At 71.8% G+C, this 16,677-nt stretch carries 15 protein-coding genes; 1 reads left to right on the top strand and 14 read right to left on the bottom strand.

Features of this window, described 5'->3' with window-relative positions; genetic code table 11:
• Positions 1 to 53: 53 nt before the first annotated feature.
• The 14 genes from atzF to BLW43_RS10250 all read right to left on the bottom strand — a co-directional run bounded on the left by atzF (position 54) and on the right by BLW43_RS10250 (position 15,596).
• Positions 54 to 1,895, bottom strand: a complete 1,842-nt coding sequence (atzF, locus tag BLW43_RS10315) for an allophanate hydrolase (protein WP_093252838.1) — start codon at positions 1,893 to 1,895, stop codon at positions 54 to 56.
• The gene (locus tag BLW43_RS10310) at positions 1,883 to 3,538 is read right to left on the bottom strand and encodes a dipeptide ABC transporter ATP-binding protein (protein ID WP_093252836.1); all 1,656 of its coding nucleotides are present in this window, start codon (positions 3,536 to 3,538) and stop codon (positions 1,883 to 1,885) included. The genes atzF and BLW43_RS10310 overlap by 13 nt, the downstream gene beginning before the upstream one ends.
• A complete protein-coding gene (locus tag BLW43_RS10305; RefSeq protein WP_093252833.1) occupies positions 3,535 to 4,413 on the bottom strand; it encodes an ABC transporter permease in 879 nt (292 codons plus the stop codon). Before BLW43_RS10305 ends, BLW43_RS10310 begins: the two co-directional genes overlap by 4 nt.
• Positions 4,410 to 5,597 carry an ABC transporter permease gene (locus tag BLW43_RS10300; protein WP_245731002.1) on the bottom strand — a complete coding sequence of 396 codons (1,188 nt, stop codon included), beginning with the start codon at positions 5,595 to 5,597 and terminating at the stop codon, positions 4,410 to 4,412. The genes BLW43_RS10305 and BLW43_RS10300 overlap by 4 nt, the downstream gene beginning before the upstream one ends.
• Before the next feature lie 2 nt (positions 5,598 to 5,599).
• Entirely contained in the window at positions 5,600 to 7,213 is a 1,614-nt protein-coding gene (locus tag BLW43_RS10295) for an ABC transporter substrate-binding protein (protein WP_093252830.1), read from the bottom strand.
• A 213-nt stretch (positions 7,214 to 7,426) separates the two neighbouring features.
• A complete protein-coding gene (locus BLW43_RS10290; RefSeq protein ID WP_093252827.1) occupies positions 7,427 to 8,122 on the bottom strand; it encodes a GntR family transcriptional regulator in 696 nt (231 codons plus the stop codon).
• A gap of 69 nt (positions 8,123 to 8,191) precedes the next feature.
• Positions 8,192 to 8,554, bottom strand: a complete 363-nt coding sequence (locus tag BLW43_RS10285; RefSeq protein ID WP_093252825.1) for a cupin domain-containing protein — start codon at positions 8,552 to 8,554, stop codon at positions 8,192 to 8,194.
• Positions 8,535 to 9,203 carry a cysteine hydrolase family protein gene (locus BLW43_RS10280; protein ID WP_093252822.1) on the bottom strand — a complete coding sequence of 223 codons (669 nt, stop codon included), beginning with the start codon at positions 9,201 to 9,203 and terminating at the stop codon, positions 8,535 to 8,537. The genes BLW43_RS10285 and BLW43_RS10280 overlap by 20 nt, the downstream gene beginning before the upstream one ends.
• Complete coding sequence (locus BLW43_RS10275; RefSeq protein WP_245731001.1) at positions 9,203 to 10,720, bottom strand: ABC transporter ATP-binding protein; 1,518 nt, start codon at positions 10,718 to 10,720, stop codon at positions 9,203 to 9,205. Before BLW43_RS10275 ends, BLW43_RS10280 begins: the two co-directional genes overlap by 1 nt.
• The gene (gene biuH, locus BLW43_RS10270; RefSeq protein ID WP_093252819.1) at positions 10,717 to 11,421 is read right to left on the bottom strand and encodes a biuret amidohydrolase; all 705 of its coding nucleotides are present in this window, start codon (positions 11,419 to 11,421) and stop codon (positions 10,717 to 10,719) included. The genes BLW43_RS10275 and biuH overlap by 4 nt, the downstream gene beginning before the upstream one ends.
• Positions 11,418 to 12,434 (bottom strand): formamidase, encoded by a 1,017-nt coding sequence (locus BLW43_RS10265; RefSeq protein ID WP_093252817.1) that lies wholly within the window; start codon positions 12,432 to 12,434, stop codon positions 11,418 to 11,420. Before BLW43_RS10265 ends, biuH begins: the two co-directional genes overlap by 4 nt.
• Before the next feature lie 11 nt (positions 12,435 to 12,445).
• Positions 12,446 to 13,372 (bottom strand): ABC transporter permease, encoded by a 927-nt coding sequence (locus BLW43_RS10260; RefSeq protein ID WP_093252814.1) that lies wholly within the window; start codon positions 13,370 to 13,372, stop codon positions 12,446 to 12,448.
• A complete protein-coding gene (locus tag BLW43_RS10255) occupies positions 13,369 to 14,478 on the bottom strand; it encodes an ABC transporter permease (protein WP_093252811.1) in 1,110 nt (369 codons plus the stop codon). The genes BLW43_RS10260 and BLW43_RS10255 overlap by 4 nt, the downstream gene beginning before the upstream one ends.
• On the bottom strand, positions 14,475 to 15,596 hold the full coding sequence (locus BLW43_RS10250; protein WP_093252809.1) for a BMP family ABC transporter substrate-binding protein: 1,122 nt from the start codon (positions 15,594 to 15,596) through the stop codon (positions 14,475 to 14,477). The genes BLW43_RS10255 and BLW43_RS10250 overlap by 4 nt, the downstream gene beginning before the upstream one ends.
• Positions 15,597 to 15,731: 135 nt before the next feature.
• On the opposite strand from BLW43_RS10250, the gene BLW43_RS10245 reads away from it, so the two are divergent.
• The gene (locus BLW43_RS10245; RefSeq protein ID WP_093252807.1) at positions 15,732 to 16,631 is read left to right on the top strand and encodes a LysR family transcriptional regulator; all 900 of its coding nucleotides are present in this window, start codon (positions 15,732 to 15,734) and stop codon (positions 16,629 to 16,631) included.
• Positions 16,632 to 16,677 lie beyond the last annotated feature (46 nt).

Here is a 16,677-nt window from a genome sequence, read left to right as displayed (position 1 = left end):
AGGCGATCCGCCCTCAAGCGGCGCTGCGCTCCGACGGCGAAAGCCGCCGCAACTCAGGCCGGAACGGCGGCCGCGTCCTGCGCCACCCAGGCGCGCCAGCCGCCATGGGCGGTGATGTCCTGCGCCGTCTCGCAGGCGGCGGCCTCCGCAAGGAAGCCGATCACCTCGCCGCCGTCCTCGAGCGTCACCCGGCCGAGGCCCAGCGGCGCGGGAATGCCGGCGAGGAACGGCCCGATCCGGTCCAGCGGCATCGCCCAGACCTCGGCCCTGATCGCCGCCCCGCCAGTGTCCGCCCCCCCAGTCTGCGCCCCCCCAGTCTGGGCCACGCGCACGAGGCCGGGCCGCGCCGGCGTTCCCGGCAGCGCCTTCAGCCGGTAGCGCGGCGCGGTCGCGGTCTCGCGCAGGAAGCGCGCGCCATGGGCTGTCATCTGCGGCGCCAGCGCCATGCCGCGCATGTGGGCGCCGACCACCAGCACCTCCGCCTCGTCGGGGCCCAGGGGCGCAGGCGCGGTCGGCGCCGGCGGGGCGACGGCCGTCGTCGCGCCCAGCCGCGGCGCGCAGAGCCCATGCAGCGCCGCGGCCAACGAGGCGGTCAGCCCGTCCCGCCCCGCCGCCGCCAGCAGCGTCACCGAGCCCGGCCGCCCGTCGGCGCGCGGGTCGACCGGCACGGCGATCCCGCACAGGTCGAGCAGGTTCACGAAATTCGTGTAGGTTCCGAAATCGCTGTTGGGCCCGATCGGGTCGGCCTCCAGCTCGGCGACGGTGTGAAAGGCGGGAAAAGTCGGGACCGCCAGCGCGTCGACGCCGGCGAGGATCGGCGCGGTGACGCGACGCGCCTCCGCAAGCCGATAGACGCCGTCGAACGCGTCCACCGCCGAGAGCGTCGTCGCGCCGCCGACGATCTGCTCCGTGACAGGGTGCAGGGCGCCGGGGTTGGCGGCGCGGAAGGCGGCGACCGCGTGCAGCCGCTCCGCCACCCAGGCCCCTTCGTAGAGCAGCGCGGCGCAGTCGTAGAAGGGCTGGAAGTCCACCTCCACGATCTCCGCGCCGAGCGAGGCCAGCCGCCCCAGCGCCGCCTCGAAGCTCGCCGCCTGCGCCGCGTCGCCGGAGAAGCGGCGCGTGGCGGGCGTCGGGACGCCGAGCCGGAGCCGCTCCGGCGCGGAGCCGAAACCCTGCGCGGGACGGTCTCGGGAGAAGCTGTCGAGCGGATCGTGGGCGGCGGCGGCGGCGAAGGCCGCCCAGGCGTCGGCGACGGTCAGCGCGAACACCGACACCGCATCAAGCGTCCGGCAGGCCGGCACGACGCCGCGCGTCGAGATCGCGCCGAGCGACGGCTTCAGCCCGACGATGTTGTTCAGCCCCGCCGGCACCCGGCCCGAGCCCGCCGTGTCCGTCCCCAGCGCGAAGCTCGCCACGCCCATCGCCACCGCCACCGCCGAGCCCGACGAGGAGCCGCCCGGCGGGATCGCCGGATCGAGCGCGTTCCTCGGCGCCGGATAGGGCGTCCGCAGCCCGTTCAGGCCGGTGGCGAACTGGTCGAGGTTGGTCTTGCCGAGGCAGATCGCGCCCGCCGCCTTCAGCCGCGCCACCACCGGGGCGTCGACCTCGGGCTCATAGGCGAAGGCCGGGCACGCGGCGGTCGTCGGCAGGCCGGCGACGTCGATGTTGTCCTTCACCGCGAAGGGCAGGCCCCAGAGCGGGAAGGCCGCCGGGTCGAAGGGCGGCAGCGCGCGCGCCGCCGCCTGCGCCGCCTCCAGCGGGGTCAGGGCGATGAACACGCCGGGGTTCTCCGCCGCCGCGAGCCGCCGGTGCGCCTCGGCCAGAACGGCGACGGGGTCGCCGCCGGCGGCGTAATGGGCGTGCAGGCTGTCGCGGTCGAAACTCAGGGCGCGCATCGGGCGGTCTCCATCAGGGGCGTCTCCGCGGCGAGCGCCGGCGGGACGGGCGCGGCGTCGAGCAGGCTGCGCGTGTAGGGGTGAGCGGGGCGCTCCATCACCGTCTCGGCGTCGCCCTCCTCCACGATCTCGCCGCCGCGCATCACCATCACCCGGTCGCAGAGCAGGCGCACGACGTGCAGATCGTGGCTCACGAAAAGATAGCTCATGCCGAGTTCGGCGCGCAGATCAGCCAGCAGGTTCAGCACGACGGCCTGGATCGAGACGTCGAGCGCCGCCGTCGGCTCGTCGAGGATCAGCAGCTTCGGCGAGGTCGCCAGCGCGCGCGCGATGCCGACGCGCGCCTTCTGCCCGCCCGAAAGCTGGTGCGGGAACCGGTCGAGCAGATGGAGCGGCAGCCCGACCTGCTCCGCCAGCGCCTCCACCTTCGCGGCGCGCTCCCGACCGCCCAGCGCCGTCAGGCGCATCAGCGGGTCGGCGATGGCGCGGCGCGCGGTGAAGCGGGGGTTGAGGCTGTCGGTCGCGTCCTGGAACACCATCTGGATCGCGCCGCGCCGCCGGTCGCGCGGGAAGTGCGCCGCCGGCACGGTGCCGATGTCCTCGCCGCCAAGCAGGATACGCCCCGAGCTCGGGTCGAGCAGCCGCATCACCATCGAGGAGGTGGTGGACTTGCCGCAGCCGGATTCGCCCACCAGCCCGAGGCTCTCGCCCTCGCGGATCGTGAAGCTGACGCCCTTCACCGCGCGCACCCCGTCGGCGAAGGTCTTGGCGAGGCTCTCCACCACCAGAAGGGCCGCGCCGGGCGCGGGGCGCGGCGCCTCGGGCTTCGGCGTCTCCAGCAGGTCGCGCAAGCGCGCGCCGGGCCGCGCCGTCGCGCGCATCAACTTGGCGGTGTAGGCGTGGGCCGGTCGGGCGAAGACCTGCGCCGAGGGCGCCGTCTCCACCACCTGGCCGTCCTTCATGACCGCGATGCGGTCGCAGTAGGCCGCCGCCAGCCCGAGGTCGTGGGTGATGAGGATCGCGCTCATCCCCCGCGCACGGGTCAGCCCCGCGATCAGGTCCATCACCGCCTTCTGCGTGGTGACGTCGAGCCCGGTGGTCGGCTCGTCGGCGATCAGCAGGCGCGGGTCGCAGGCCAGCGCCAGCGCGATGACGACGCGCTGGCACATTCCGCCCGACAGCTCGAACGGATAGGCGTGGGCGCGCGCCTCGGGGTTGCGGATCTCCACCGCCCTCAGCGCCTCCACGGCCCTGTCGTGGGCGGTCTGGCGGGTGGCGCGGGCATGGCGGATCAGCACGTCGCCGATCTGCCGCCCGACCTTGCGGATCGGGTTGAGCGCGGCGCGCGGGTTCTGAAAGATCATGCCGATCTCGCGGCCCCGGATCGCCCCCATCTCGCGCTCGCTGGCCGCGCGCAGGTCGACGCCCGCATAGCTGACGCGCCCCTCCGCGATGCGCCCGCCCCGGTCGAGGATGCGCATCACCGCGTAGGAGGTGACGGATTTTCCCGAACCCGATTCGCCCACCACGCCCAGCGTCTCGCCCTTCTCCAGCGTGAAGGAGACGTCCTGCACGGCGGAGACGACGCCGTGGCGGGTGGCGAACTCCACCCGCAGGTCGGAAACGTCGAGCAGGGCCGTCATGTGCGCCTCCGCGGGTCCACGAGGTCACGCAGCCCGTCGCCCAACAGGTTGAAGGTGAAGACCGCGAGCATCAGCGCCAGCCCCGGGAAGATCGCCAGCCACCACTCGCCGGAGACGATGAAGTTGGCGCCCTCGGCCACCATGATCCCCCATTCCGGCGTCGGCGGCCGCACGCCGAGGCCGATGAACGAGAGCCCTGCGGCGTTCAGGATCGCCCAGCCCATGTTGAGCGACAGCTGCACCATCATCGGCGGCAGCGCGTTGGGGAAGATGTGCAGCGCCAGCACGCGCAGGTCGGAGTTGCCGGCCAGCCTTGCGGCCTGCGCGAAGCCCGCCTCGCGCCGGATCGCCACTTCCGCGCGCGCCACGCGGGCGTAGAAGGGCAGGTTGATGATGGCGGTGGCGTAGACGATGTTCTCCACCGTGTTGCCGAGCGCCGCGACGATGCCCATCGCCAGCACGAACAGCGGGAAGGCCATGATGGTGTCCACCACCCGCCCCGTCACCGCGTCCACCCAGCCGCCCCAGTAGCCCGCCGCAGCCCCGATTGCGGAGCCCGCGCAGAACGATAGCGCCACGGCGGCGACGGAAATGGCGAGGTCGAGCCGCGTCGCGACCAGCACCCGGCTGAACACGTCGCGCCCGAGGCTGTCGGTGCCGAACCAGTGGTCCGCCGAGGGCGGCTGAAGCGCCCGCGCCGCGTTGCTCTCCAGCGGGTCGTAGGGCGCCAGCAAGGGCCCGAACACCGCGCAGAAGACGATGAACAGGAACAGCGCGAAGGCTATCAGCGTCACCGGATTGTCCCGCAGCACATAGGCGCCATGGGCGAGGAAGGCGCGCAGGCCCGTGGGCCGCGCCGGCGTCGCTGCGGTCATGCGCCCTGCCTCGTTCTGGGGTCGATGAGGGTGTAGATCACGTCGATCAGAAGGTTCAGCGCCACGAACAGCACCGCCATCGCCAGCACGAAGCCCTGCACGGCGGCGTAGTCCGACACCACCAGCGCCTCGACGGCGTAGGAGCCGACGCCGGGCCAGGCGAACACCTTCTCCACCAGCACATTGGCGCCGAGGGTGAAGCTGAACACCATGCCGAGCGTCGTCACCACCGGCAGCATGGCGTTGGAGAAGGCGACGCCGTAGAGCACCCGCGTCGGCGACAGCCCCGCCGCGCGCGCCGTGCGCACATAGTCCGAGCCCAGCGCCTCCAGCATCGCCGCCCGCGCCATGCGCGCCAGCGGCGCCATGGTGAACAGCGCCAGCGTGACCGCCGGCAGCGCGAGTTGCGCCAGCGCGCCGCGCAGCGTCTCCAATTCGCCGGCCAGCACCGCGTCGACGGTGTAGAAGCCGGTGACGGGCTCGGGCGGAAAGTAGAGAAGATCGAGCCGACCGAGCGGCGCCGGAGCCCAACCCAGGACATAGTAGAAGACATAGACCAGCGCGATGCCGGTGAAGAAGGTCGGCAGCGAGACGCCCGCCGTCACCACAGCGCGGCAGGCGTGGTCCACCCATGTTCCCTGTCGCGCCGCCGCCGCCACGCCCAGCGGCACCGCAACCAGCGTGGAGAGGATCAGCGCCGAGAGCGTCAACTCCAGCGAGGCGGGCAGGCGCCGCGCCAGTTCCTCCAGCACCGGCTGGCCGGTGGAGATCGACTGGCCGAGGTCGCCGCCCAGCAGGTCGCCGACATAGACGAGGAACTGCTCGGGCAGCGAACGGTCCAGCCCCAGCTGGGCGCGGATCTCGGCGATGGACTGCGCGTCCGCCGCCGGCCCGGCGAAATAGGCGGCAGGGTCGCCCGGCAGCGCGCGCGTCAGCACGAAGCTGACGATCACGACGCCGACGAGCGCCGGCAGCGACAGCAGCACGCGGCGGCCGATCATCCGCGCCCGCGCCCGCGCCGCCGCCCTGCCCGCCGCCAGCGCAATGGCGGCGTCCTCGCCCAGCCGCTCGCCCTTGAGCCAGCGGCCGAGCGCGGTGGGCGACGGCCCGCGCCGGGCGTAGGGGGCCGAGCCGCCCATCACCCCCGCCGCGCCGCCGACGCCGTGTCCGCCGCTCTCGGCCATGGTCAGGCCCGCTTCCAGCCGCGGATCGTCGGCTGGCGGTGGAACCAGTACTCGTAGCCGGTCATGTCGCGGTAGGCGGCGTTGACCGCCGGCTGCCACAGCGCGATGCGAGGAACCTCGTCCCATGCGATCTCGATCATGCGCTTGCACATCGCGATGTATTCGGGGTCGTCGACGGGCAGGTGCAGCGCCTTCGGCACCATCGCCTCGATCTCCTCGTTGCGATAATTCGCCGAGTTGAACAGGTTGCCCTCAAGATAGGCCCAGTAGAAGTAGTAGCAGGGATAGTTGAGCCAGCCGCCAAAAGTCTCCAGATGCAGCGGCAGGCGCTTCTCCACCAGCGAGGCCGTGCGCCAGTTCGCGCCCGGCACCTTCTCCAGCGGCGCGCTGATGCCGATCTTCGCGAGGTTCTCCTGGATCAGCAGCGCGGCGGGCTCCATCCAGTCGCTCTGCGAGAGGTCGATGTAGAACGGAACCTCGAAGCCGGCGCCGTAGCCGGCCTCCTCCAGCAGGGCCTTCGCCCGGTCGAGATCGGTCGAATAGGGGAAGGGCTGCGGCCACTCGATCGTCTCGGGCGTGAAAGACTTGCCGCCATGCATCGGCACGCCGCGCCCGTAGGCGGCGGTCTGGAACACGTCGTCATAGGGCACCGACCACGCCACCGCCTGACGCACCAGCTTGTTCTTGAACGGCTCGAAATTGAGGTTCGTGCCGAGGATGTAGATGGCGTTCTCGACAGGGGTGGTGTTGACCGTCAGCCCGTCGGTCCCCTCCAGTTCCTTGGCGTCCTTGTTGGGGATGTCGAAGCTCATCTGCACGTCGCCGCGCTCGATCAGCGCGCGGCGGGTGGCCGGCGACGGCACCTCGCGCACGATGACGCGGGCGATCTGGGGAACCGGGCCGGAGGTGTAGCCGTCGTTGCGCTCATAGACGAGCGACTGCCCCGGCTCCCACCGCGTCACCCGGAACGGGCCGGAACCGACCGTGTTCTTGTGGACGTATTCCAGCGCCCAGGGGTCGTCGGCGGTCGCATTCGCCAACGCAAGCCTGCTGTTGAGGATGAAAGGCACCGGCACCGCCATGTCGGGCAGGCTGAGTTTCGAGGGCCGCTTGAGCGTCACCCTGAAGGTGAGGTCGTCCACCGCCTCGAACTGCTCGGGGCTCTCCAGCCCGCCGGCGCGCATCTGGGTGGAGGGGAAGCCGCCGACCGTCACGGCGCGGTCGTAGGACCACTTCACGTCCTGCGCCGTGATCGGCGAGCCGTCCTGGAATTTTCCTTCGGGGCGCAGCCTGAAGGTGATCACGAGGCCGTCGTCGGAGAATGACCACGACTCCGCCACGCCGGGAACCAGCGTCGCGTAGTCGTAGGACAGCGAGCCGTCCGGCAGCGTCTTGACGCCGAACTCCACCAGCCGGTCATAGGCGTTGACGGCGATCTGGTAGCTCGGGCGGTTGGTGCCGGTGCGGTGCAGATCGAGGCTGTTGATGGTCTGGCCCATCACCATCACCACCGTGTCGGCGCCCTGCGCCGCGGCGGGCAGGACTTTCAGGAAGGGAAGCGCGGCGGCGCCGAGCGTCACGGCGCCGGCCCCGCGCATGAAATCGCGTCTCTGCATCAGTCTCTCCCATCGATGGCGCCTGCGGCTCTTGTGTGCAGGATCGCATGCAATTCAACAGGAGAAGTGCAAGATGCGGGCCAAGGTCCGCTACCGCGGATCAGTCAGGTTTTTCAACGGGCGGTCGGCGCGCCGCGCGACCCGGCGTTGCGAGCGGCGCCTGCTGCTTCGGCGGCGGGTCCGTTCAGCGCCGCATTTTGCGGCGCCGCATACTCAGGGATAGGTGGCTTCGGGCGCGCCAAGATGAGCGAAGGCGCGATAGGCGTCCTTCACCTTGAGAATATGCTCGCGCATGGCCGAGCAGGCGGTCTCGGCGTCCTGCGCAAGGATCGCGGACACCACCGCGTCGTGCTCTCCCCAGCTCAGCGAGGGCCTGCCATGCACCTGGAACTGAGCGCGGCGGAAAGGCGCCACGCGATTGCGCACGTCGCGCGTCGTCTCGACCAGCGCGGGATTGTGGGCGCCATCGTAGATAGCGAGATGGAACAGGCGGTTGGCGTCGGCGTAGCCCTCGACGTCCTCGGCTTCGGCGAGCCTGCGGGCGGCCTCGTGACCGGCCAGCAGGCGGGCGCGCTCGGCGTTGGTCATTCGCAGCGCGGCGAGCCGGGCGCAGACGCCTTCGAGCTCCGTCATCAGTTCGAACAGGTGCAGCAGCCGCTCCAGCGACAGCCCCGCCACAACAACGCCGCGATGCGGGCGGCGCTCGACCAGCCCCATCGCCGCAAGCTGCGCCAGCGCCTCGCGCACCGGCGTGCGCGACACGCCGAAGGCCTCCGCCAGCGACTGCTCGTCCAGCCGCACGCCCGGCGCGAGCGCGCCCTCGACGATCTGCGCCGAAAGCCGCTTCACCAGGAGCGCCACGGCCGTCTCGCGCGGCGCGCCGGCCTGCGTTCCCGTCCCGCCCGCCATGGATGCTCCTGCACTCATCGCGCGCAGCATTGCATGCAATCTCACATAGGCCAAGCCGTCGCGGGAAGGTCAGACGTCGAGGAACGCGACCGGCTTCGTCCACTGGATAAGCACGACGCAGCCCTCGTCGCTCCAGACGGAGTGGCTTGAGCCCGGCGTGTTGACCACCAGCGCCCCGGCCTCCCGTCGGCCGCGCTCGTCGGTCTGGGCGCCTTCGAGCACAAGGATGGTCTCGAGGCCGGGATGGGCGTGCGCCGGCACGCCGGCGCCGGGGGCGTAGCGCAGCAGCGCCAGCGCGGGTTCTCCGCGCAGCAGGTGGCAGATCTCAACGCCCTCGCGGAACGGCTCGAACGTCGCGTCGCGCCAGCCGCCCGAGAGGAGGCCGGGCACCGCGAAGGGCTCGGGAGCGGCGTCAGGCGGGGGCCGGGACATCGAGCGCCTCCAGTATCGCGTCCGTCGGCGCCGCCCAGCCGACGATGCCGCCCTGGGCTGTGATCATGGCGATGGCGGCGGCCTTGAACTCGGGAAAATAGCTTTCGGTGGCGTCGGTCGCGAGCAGGCAGTCGAAGCCGCGGTCGTTGGCCTCGCGCATCGTCGTCTGCACGCAGACCTCGGTGGTGACGCCGGCGAAGACCAGCCGGCTCACGCCGAGCCCGGCCAGCACGTCGCTCAGCGGCGTCGCGTAAAAGGCGCCCTTGCCGGGCTTGTCGATCACCGTCTCGCCGGGCGCCGGGGCGCAGTCGGTCACGATCTCCGCACCCGGCTCGCCGGCGACGAGGATGCGCCCCATCGGCCCCGCGTCGCCGATGCGCAAGGAAGGCGCGCCGCGCAGGCGCTTGGCGGGCGGGCAGTCGGAAAGGTCCGGGCGGTGGCACTCGCGGGTGTGGATCACCGGCAGCCCCGCCCGGCGGAACCCCGCGATCAACCGGGCCACGGTCGGCGTGATGGCGGCCAGCCTTGAGACGTCGTTGCCGAGCGCCGCGCCGAAGCCGCCCGGCTCGATGAAGTCGCGCTGCATGTCGATCACGATCAGCGCCGTCTCCGCGCGCTCGAACGGAAAGTCGAAGGGCTCCGCGCGCATCAGCGCCTGCCCGCCATGCGCCGGCCGATCTCGGCGCGGTCGGCCTCGGCCGCGGCCGCCTGATAGGCGATCCGGCCCTCCGACATCACCACCACGCGGTCGGACAGGTCCATCACCTCATCGAGGTCCTCGGAGATGAGCAGCACCGCCGCGCCGGCGTCGCGCGCCGCCATCAGCCGGGCGCGGATCTCGCCGGCCGCGCCGAAGTCGAGCCCGAAGCACGGGTTGGCGCAGATCAGCAGACGAACGTCGCCCGACAGCTCCCGCGCCAGCGCCGCGCGCTGGACGTTGCCGCCCGAGAGCGTCGAGATCGGCGCGTCGATGCTGGCGCATTTCACGTTGAAGGCGCTGGCGAGCGGCGCCGCCACCTTGCGCAGCGCCGCGGCCGAGACCCAGAAGCCGTTCGCGTCGAAGCTGCGAAAAGCCACGTTCTCCGCCACGCTCATCCCCGGCGCGCAGGCGTTGCGCAGCGGCTCCTCGGGCAGCCAGCGCACGCCGTGGGCCTGCGCCTCGGCGCGCGTGGCGTGGAACGGCGCCCCCATCACGGCGACCGTCCCCGCCTGGATGGGCCGCTGGCCGGCCAGCGCCTCCACAAGCTCCATCTGGCCATTGCCGGACACGCCCGCGACGCCGACGATCTCGCCCGCGCGCACCTCGAAATCCTCGATCTCGATGGTCTTGAGCCCGGAACGGTCGCGCGCGCACAGCCCGCGCACCGAGAGCGCCGCGGGCCCCGGGTTCTTCGGCGCCCGCTTCGGGCGCTCCGGCGGCGGCGCGCCGATCATCATCTCCGCCATCGCGCCATGGCTCAGCGTCGCCGCCCGCCCGCCGCCGACATGGCGGCCGCGGCGCAGGATGCTGACCTCGTCGCAGAAGGCGTCGACCTCGCGGAACTTGTGGGTGATCATCAGCACGGTGATGTCGCCCGAGCGCGCCAGCGCGCGGATGAAACCCAGCGCCTCGTCGGCCTCCTCCGGCGTCAGCACCGAGGTCGGCTCGTCGAGGATGAGGAAGCGGCGGCCGAGATAGAGCTGCTTGAGGATCTCCAGCCGCTGCCGCTCGCCGGCCGCAAGCCGGCCCACCGGCGTCTCCAGCGCCACGCGGAACGGCATGCCCCCCATGAACGCCTCAAGGCCGGCGCGCTCCTTCGCCCAGTCGATCACCGCCGGCGCGTCGTCGCGGCTCAGCACGAGGTTCTCCGCGGCGGTCAGCGAGGGCGCCAGCGTGAAATGCTGGTAGACCATGCCGAGGCCCATCGCGTGCGCGGCGCGCGGGCTGGGAACATCCACCTCGCGGCCCGCCACCATGATCTGCCCGTCGCTCGCCTTCTGCACGCCCATCACGCATTTCACGAGCGTGGACTTGCCGGCGCCGTTCTCGCCGAGCAGCGCGTGCACCGTGCCGGGCGCGACGGCGATGGAGACGTCCTCCAGCGCCGTGAAGGCCCCGAAGCGCATGGTCATGCCGACCGTCTCCAGCCCCGGCGCGCCCTTGGCGGTGGCGGCGGCGACGGTCACTTGAGCGCCGCGACGAACGCGCCGCTGTCGCCCACGGCGCCGAACACGCCGCCCTGCATCGTCACCATCTTCAGCGCGGCGTCGTGATTGCCGGGGTCGGTGGCGCCGCAGCAGTCGGCGAGGACAAGGCACTCGAAGCCGCGGTCGTTGGCCTCGCGCATGGTGGTGTGGACGCAGACATCGGTGGTGATGCCGGTCAGGATCAGGTTGTCGACGCCGCGCGTGCGCAGCATCAGTTCAAGGTCGGTGGCGCAGAAGCTGCCCTTGCCGGGCTTGTCGATGACCGGCTCGCCGGGCATCGGCGCCAGCTCCTCGATGATCTCCCAGCCCGGCTCGCCGCGCACGAGGATGCGCCCGCAGGGGCCGGGGTCGCCGATGCCGGCGCCGATCTGGCGCGAGCGCCAGCGCTTGTTGGCCGGAAGGTCGGCGAGGTCGGGGCGATGGCCCTCGCGGGTGTGGAACACATGCCCGCCCCAGGCCCGCATCGCCGCCAGCACCGCCTTGATGGGCTCGATCGGCGCGCGGGTCAGCGACAGGTCGTAGCCCATCTTGTCCACATAGCCGCCCTTCCCGCAGAAGTCGGTCTGCATGTCGATGACGATCAGCGCGGTGTTCTCGGGCCGCAGGTCGCCGTTCCACGGCCAGGCATAGGGGTCCGCGGCGACGGCGCCGGGCTTCAGCGCGAGGCTTGGCGCGTTCATTCCGCGGCCTCCAGCCTAGTCTCGCCATATAGCCGCGTCGGCGCGGGGAAGCCGCAGGACGTGCCGTCGCTCACCTTCACGGCGTCCTCATAGGGCAGGCGGTAGCGGCCGGCGGCGAGGTCGGTCATGTAGGTGTAGGGGCAGTCCCGCGCGCCGCCCTTCACCGCGACATAGCCGCGATGGCCGAGCTGGTAGAGGTTGTTCTCCACCCCCCAGCCGAGCCGCGCCTCGCGCACGAGGTCGGGCCGCACCTCTGCGGTGATGATCTCGTCTGGACGCCCTTGGGTGGCGTGGGCGATGATCGAGCCGTCGAAGTTCACGATCATCCCCTCGCCCATCGAGTCGAACGTGCCGTCGCTGCCGCACATGCAGACGTTGGCCGTCACCATCAGGTTGCAGAAGGCGTTGGCCTGGTTGGTGAAGCGCCAGCTCTCGCGGATCGGCGCGGTGTAGCCCGCCGTGCGCAGCATGATCTCGGCGCCCTTGTAGGCGCATTCGCGCGCCATCTCGGGGAACATCCCGTCATGGCAGATGATCAGCGCCAGCCTGCAGCCGTTCGGCCCGTCGATCACGGGAATGCCGAGGTCGCCCGGCTCCCACGGCTCGACGGGAACCCAGGGGTGCAGCTTGCGGTAGTAGAGCCGCTCCTCGCCCCTGTCGTCGTAGATCAGCCCGACGTTGTAGGGCATCCCGCCCGGGTTCAGCTCCATGATCGAGAAGCAGCCCCAGATGGCGTTGTCGCGGCAGGCCTTGGCGAAGGCCGCCGTCTCGGGTCCGTCGCGGCGGCACATGATGGCGGGGTTGGTGTCCATCGACAGGCCGTGCAAGGCGTATTCGGGGAACACCACGAGGTCCATCGTCGGCAGATTGCGCCGCGCCTTGGCGACCATGTCGACGATGCGCCGGGTCTGCGCCGCAAGCTGCTCGGGCGTCTCCACCACGGGAAGCTGGAGTTGAACCATCCCCAGCACCACGCCGTCAGGGGATTTGTTGAGACCGCCTAGGCCGCTCATGGGCGTCACTCCTATCGGTTGAAGCCAAGGGCCGCCGGGGCGCCGGCCAGCGCGCGCGAGGGCGAGCTTGCGGCGATCAGCAGGCCGAGGGTGAGGACGTAGGGGGCGGCGTAGAACAGGTAGTAGCCGCCCGTCACGCCGACCGACTGGAGCGCCGGCCCCAGCGCGCCGGCGCCGCCGAACAGGAGCGCCGCCCACAGGCAGTTGACCGGCTTCCACCGCGCGAAGATCACCAGCGCCACAGCCATCAGGCCCTGACCCGAACTGATCCCCTCGTTCCACGAGCCGGGATAGTAGAGCGAGAGATAGGCGCCGCCGACGCCGGCCAGCGCGCCGCCCGCCGCCGTCGCCAGCGTCCGCACCCGCACCGGATCGACGCCCAGCGCGCGCGCGGCCTCCGCCCCGTCGCCGGTCGCGCGGATCACGAGGCCGATGCGCGTCGCGCGGAACATCCACGCCATCGCCAGCGCCAGCGCCACGCCGACGAGAAACAGCGCGTTGACGTCGAGCGCCGCGCGCAGCTGGGGGATGTCGGACCAGAAGCCGAACGGGATCGACGGCAGGTCCGGCGCGACGGGCTGGACGTAGGGCTTGCCGAAGAAGAAGGCGAGGCCCATCCCCAGCAGCATCAGCGCGATGCCGATGGCGATGTCGTTCACCCGCGCCAGCGAGCACATGGCGCCATGCGCCAGCCCGAAGCCCGCGCCGCAGACAGCCGCCGCCAGCACGCCAAGCCAAGGCGAGCCGGTCTCGTAGGCGATCGCGTAGCCGGCCATCGCGCCGAAGACGAGCGTCCCCTCGAGCCCCAGGTTGATGCGGCCCGAACGCTCGGTGAGGCATTCGCCCAGCGAGACGAACAGGAAGGGCGTGGAGACGCGGATGGCGCCGGCCAGCATCGCCAGCGGCACGCCCCAGAGGCCGAGGTCGGTCTCGCTCATGCGCGCCCCCAGAGCTCGGGGCGGAACATTCGGAAGCGGCCATAGAGCGTCTCGCCGAGCAGGATCGCGACGAACACCATCCCCTCCAGCACCAGAACGGTGGCGTCGGGCAGGTCCATGCGCCGCTGCACCAGCCCGCCGGAGGCCTCCAGCCCGCCGACCAGCACCGCCACGGGGATGATCGCCAGCGGGTTGTGACGCGCGAGAAACGCGATGAGGATGCCGGCGTAGCCGTAGCCCGAGATCAGCGAGCCGTTGGCCGCGCCGTGCACCGCCGCCACCTCGAAGAAGCCCACCAGCCCCGCCATGGCGCCGGCCAGCGCGGTGAAGCCGAGGATCAGCGCGCCGACCGGCAGGCCCTGCAACTGCGCCGCGCGCACGTTGCCGCCGGCGATGCGCGCCGCGAAGCCCCAGCGCGTGCGCTCGATCAGCACCCAGGCCAGCACGCAGGCCAGCGCGCCGAAGGCGAGCCCCCAATGGACGCCGACGCCGGGGATCTCGCCGATGCGCAGCCAGTCGGGCAGCGGCGGGGTGGAGGGCTTGTTGAGCGAGGCGGGGTCGCGCAACGGCCCCTCGACGAGATGGTTCAACAGCGCGATGGCGATGTAGGCCATGAGCAGGCTGGCGATGGTCTCGTTGACGCCGCGATGGTGGCGCAGCCAGCCGACCGCGCCGATCCAGGCGCCGCCCACCGCCATCGCCGCCAGCGCCATCAGCGGCAGGCCGAGCGCGCCCGGGGCCCATCCGACGACCATCGCCGTCGCGCCCGCGGCCAGCCCGCCGAGCACGATGGCGCCCTCGCCGCCGATCACCACCAGCCCCAGCCGCGCCGGCAGCGCGACGCAGAGCGCCGCCAGCAGCAGCGGCGCCGCGCGCGACAGCGTGTTCTCCCAGCTGAAAGCCGTGCCGAAGCCGCCGCGCCAGACCAACGCGAAGAATTCCGCCGGGGAGTGGCCGAGCAGGGCGAGAAACAGGCTGAACGCCGCCACCCCCGCCAGCAGCGCGCCGAGCGGGATCGCCACCGCCTCCGCCCGGCGGGCGAGGGCGGCGAGCGCTCCCTCCGCCGAGGGCGCCGCAAGGGCGCGGGAGGCGGCGGCGTCGGTCACGAGGTCGCGCCGATCACGCCTTCCACGAGGTAGTCCATGCTCTCAAGCCGCACGTCCGTCTCCTCGAACGCCTCGCCGGCGGCCGCGACCACCGCGCCTGTGTTGCTCATGAGCGGCCCCTTGATGGCAGCGAAGCCGCCCTTCATGATCTCGGCCTTCGTCGCCTCGAACTGGGCGCGCGCGGCGTCAGTCACGGCGGGGCCGAGCGGGCTCATCTTGATGAAGTCGTCGGCGAGGCCGCCGCGCACGAAATTGTCGATGGTCCCGCCGTCGAGCATGGTCTGCGCCATGCGGGTGTAGACCACCGGCCAGTTCCACTCCGCCCCGGTGAGGTATTTTTCCGGCGCCAGCGCCGTCTGGTCGGCGTGGTAGCCGCAGACCCAGGCGCCGCGCCCGGCGGCGGTCTCCATCGTCACCTTCGGCCCGTCGACATGGGCGGTGATCACGTCGGCGCCCTGGTCGATGAGCGCGTTGGTCGCCTCGGCCTCCTTGACCGCCAGCGACCATTCGCCGGTGAAGATCACCTGGCAGGTGATCGACGGGTCGACCGAGCGCGCGCCCAGCAGGAAGCTGTTGATGTTCATCAGCACCTGCGGGATCGGCTTGGCGGCCACGAAACCGAGCTTCTTCGTCTTGCTCATGTGCCCGGCGACGACGCCGTTGAGATACTGCCCCATGCCGATGTAGCCGAAATAGGAGCCGACATTGGCGGGGTGCTTCTCGGCGCTCCACAGGCCCCCGGCGTGCTGGAACCGCACGTCGGGATGCTTCGGCGCCAGCGCCAGAATGTGCGGGTCGAAGTAGCCGAAGCTGGTCGGGAACAGCAGCGACGCGCCGTCGAACTGGATCATCGACTCCATCGACTTCTGGACGTCGACGGTCTCGGCGACGTTCTCCTCCTCGATGACCGTCACGCCGGCCATCGCCTTGACCGCCGCGGCGCCCTCGGCATGGGCCTGATTGTAGCCGAAATCGTCCTTCGGGCCGACATAGATGAAGCCGACCGTCAGCCCCGCCGCGTGCGCGGGGCGCAGCCCCGCCGCCAGCGCCGCGGCGCCCGCGCCCGCCCCGAGAAAGCCGCGCCGGCTGAGCCGGCCCGCGCCCTTGAACATCGTCATCGCCGATAACTCCCGTCTCGGCGCGCCCGCGCCGGATTCCGTTCCGGGAAAGCTTAGGGAGCGGCGTCTGGAAATGTCGTCTGCTATTCTCGCGCCGGAGCGGTGCGAAAAACGCACCACATCAGGAGACACGCCATGCGACACCAGACGACGCTGCGGGCGATCGACGCCGTGGCGCGCGCCGGCTCGATCCGCAAGGCGGCCGAGCAGCTCGCCGTCACCCACACCGCACTCAACCGGCGCATCCTCGCCTTCGAGGCGGAGCTCGGCGCGCCCGTCTTCGAGAGGCTGCCGAGGGGCGTGCGGCTGAACCCGGCGGGCGAGCTGGTGATCCACCACTTCCGCGCCCAGGTCGCCGATATGGAACGGGTCCGCAGCCAGATCGCCGACCTCGCCGGCGAGCGGCGCGGCCATGTCGCCATCGCCTGCAGCCAGGCGCTGCTGCCGTTCTTCCTGCCCCGCCACATCGCCGCCTATCGCGCCGGCCACCCCGCCGTCACCTTCAGCGTCGAATTGCGCGACCGCGACGTGGCCGAGCAGGCGCTCGTCGCGCATGAGGCCGACATCGCCTTGGTGTTCGAGCCGGTGCGGCTGGCGGAGGTGCAGGTGCTGCTCGCCGCGCCGCAGCCGGTCATGGCGGTGATGGCGGCGGATCATCCGCTCGCCGCCGGGCGCGGGCCGGTGCGCCTGCGCGAGTGCCTGCGCTGGCCGGTGGCCGCGCCGACCATTCCCTACGGCGTGCGCCACCTGCTCGACGCGGCGCTCGCGCGCTCCAGCGTCAGGCTCAGGCCGGCGGTGGTGTCGAGCAGCTTCGAGTTCCTGCGGTGCTACGCGCTGGCGGAGCAGGTGGTGACCTTCCAGATCCCCATCGGCCTGCCGCCGGAACGCGGCGAGCTTGTCGCGCGGGCCATCGACGCCCGCGACCTCGCGCCCGGGCTGCTCTACCTCTGCCAGCTGCGTGGGCGCACGCTGCCGGTGGCCGCCGCAAAATTCACCGATCAGCTCGCCCGCGCACTGTCGGAGGCGGAAAGCTGACCCGCACCGCCTTGCCGAAGCGGCGCAGGCGGGCGAACCTGCGCCC

It is taken from the genome of Rubrimonas cliftonensis, assembly GCF_900107585.1.
GTDB classification, from domain to species: domain Bacteria; phylum Pseudomonadota; class Alphaproteobacteria; order Rhodobacterales; family Rhodobacteraceae; genus Rubrimonas; species Rubrimonas cliftonensis.
Note: the sequence above shows the minus strand (reverse complement) of the source record. Positions and strands in the feature narration are given on the sequence as shown.

Bases quoted from the DNA above. Each gene is read 5' to 3' on its own strand.
- atzF (WP_093252838.1), bottom strand. From the start codon at position 1,895: ATGCGCGCCCTGAGTTTCGACCGCGACAGCCTGCACGCCCATTACGCC.
- BLW43_RS10310 (WP_093252836.1), bottom strand. From the start codon at position 3,538: ATGACGGCCCTGCTCGACGTTTCCGACCTGCGGGTGGAGTTCGCCACC.
- BLW43_RS10305 (WP_093252833.1), bottom strand. From the start codon at position 4,413: ATGACCGCAGCGACGCCGGCGCGGCCCACGGGCCTGCGCGCCTTCCTC.
- BLW43_RS10300 (WP_245731002.1), bottom strand. From the start codon at position 5,597: ATGGCCGAGAGCGGCGGACACGGCGTCGGCGGCGCGGCGGGGGTGATG.
- BLW43_RS10295 (WP_093252830.1), bottom strand. From the start codon at position 7,213: ATGCAGAGACGCGATTTCATGCGCGGGGCCGGCGCCGTGACGCTCGGC.
- BLW43_RS10290 (WP_093252827.1), bottom strand. From the start codon at position 8,122: ATGGCGGGCGGGACGGGAACGCAGGCCGGCGCGCCGCGCGAGACGGCC.
- BLW43_RS10285 (WP_093252825.1), bottom strand. From the start codon at position 8,554: ATGTCCCGGCCCCCGCCTGACGCCGCTCCCGAGCCCTTCGCGGTGCCC.
- BLW43_RS10280 (WP_093252822.1), bottom strand. From the start codon at position 9,203: ATGCGCGCGGAGCCCTTCGACTTTCCGTTCGAGCGCGCGGAGACGGCG.
- biuH (WP_093252819.1), bottom strand. From the start codon at position 11,421: ATGAACGCGCCAAGCCTCGCGCTGAAGCCCGGCGCCGTCGCCGCGGAC.
- BLW43_RS10265 (WP_093252817.1), bottom strand. From the start codon at position 12,434: ATGAGCGGCCTAGGCGGTCTCAACAAATCCCCTGACGGCGTGGTGCTG.
- BLW43_RS10260 (WP_093252814.1), bottom strand. From the start codon at position 13,372: ATGAGCGAGACCGACCTCGGCCTCTGGGGCGTGCCGCTGGCGATGCTG.
- BLW43_RS10250 (WP_093252809.1), bottom strand. From the start codon at position 15,596: ATGACGATGTTCAAGGGCGCGGGCCGGCTCAGCCGGCGCGGCTTTCTC.
- BLW43_RS10245 (WP_093252807.1), top strand. From the start codon at position 15,732: ATGCGACACCAGACGACGCTGCGGGCGATCGACGCCGTGGCGCGCGCC.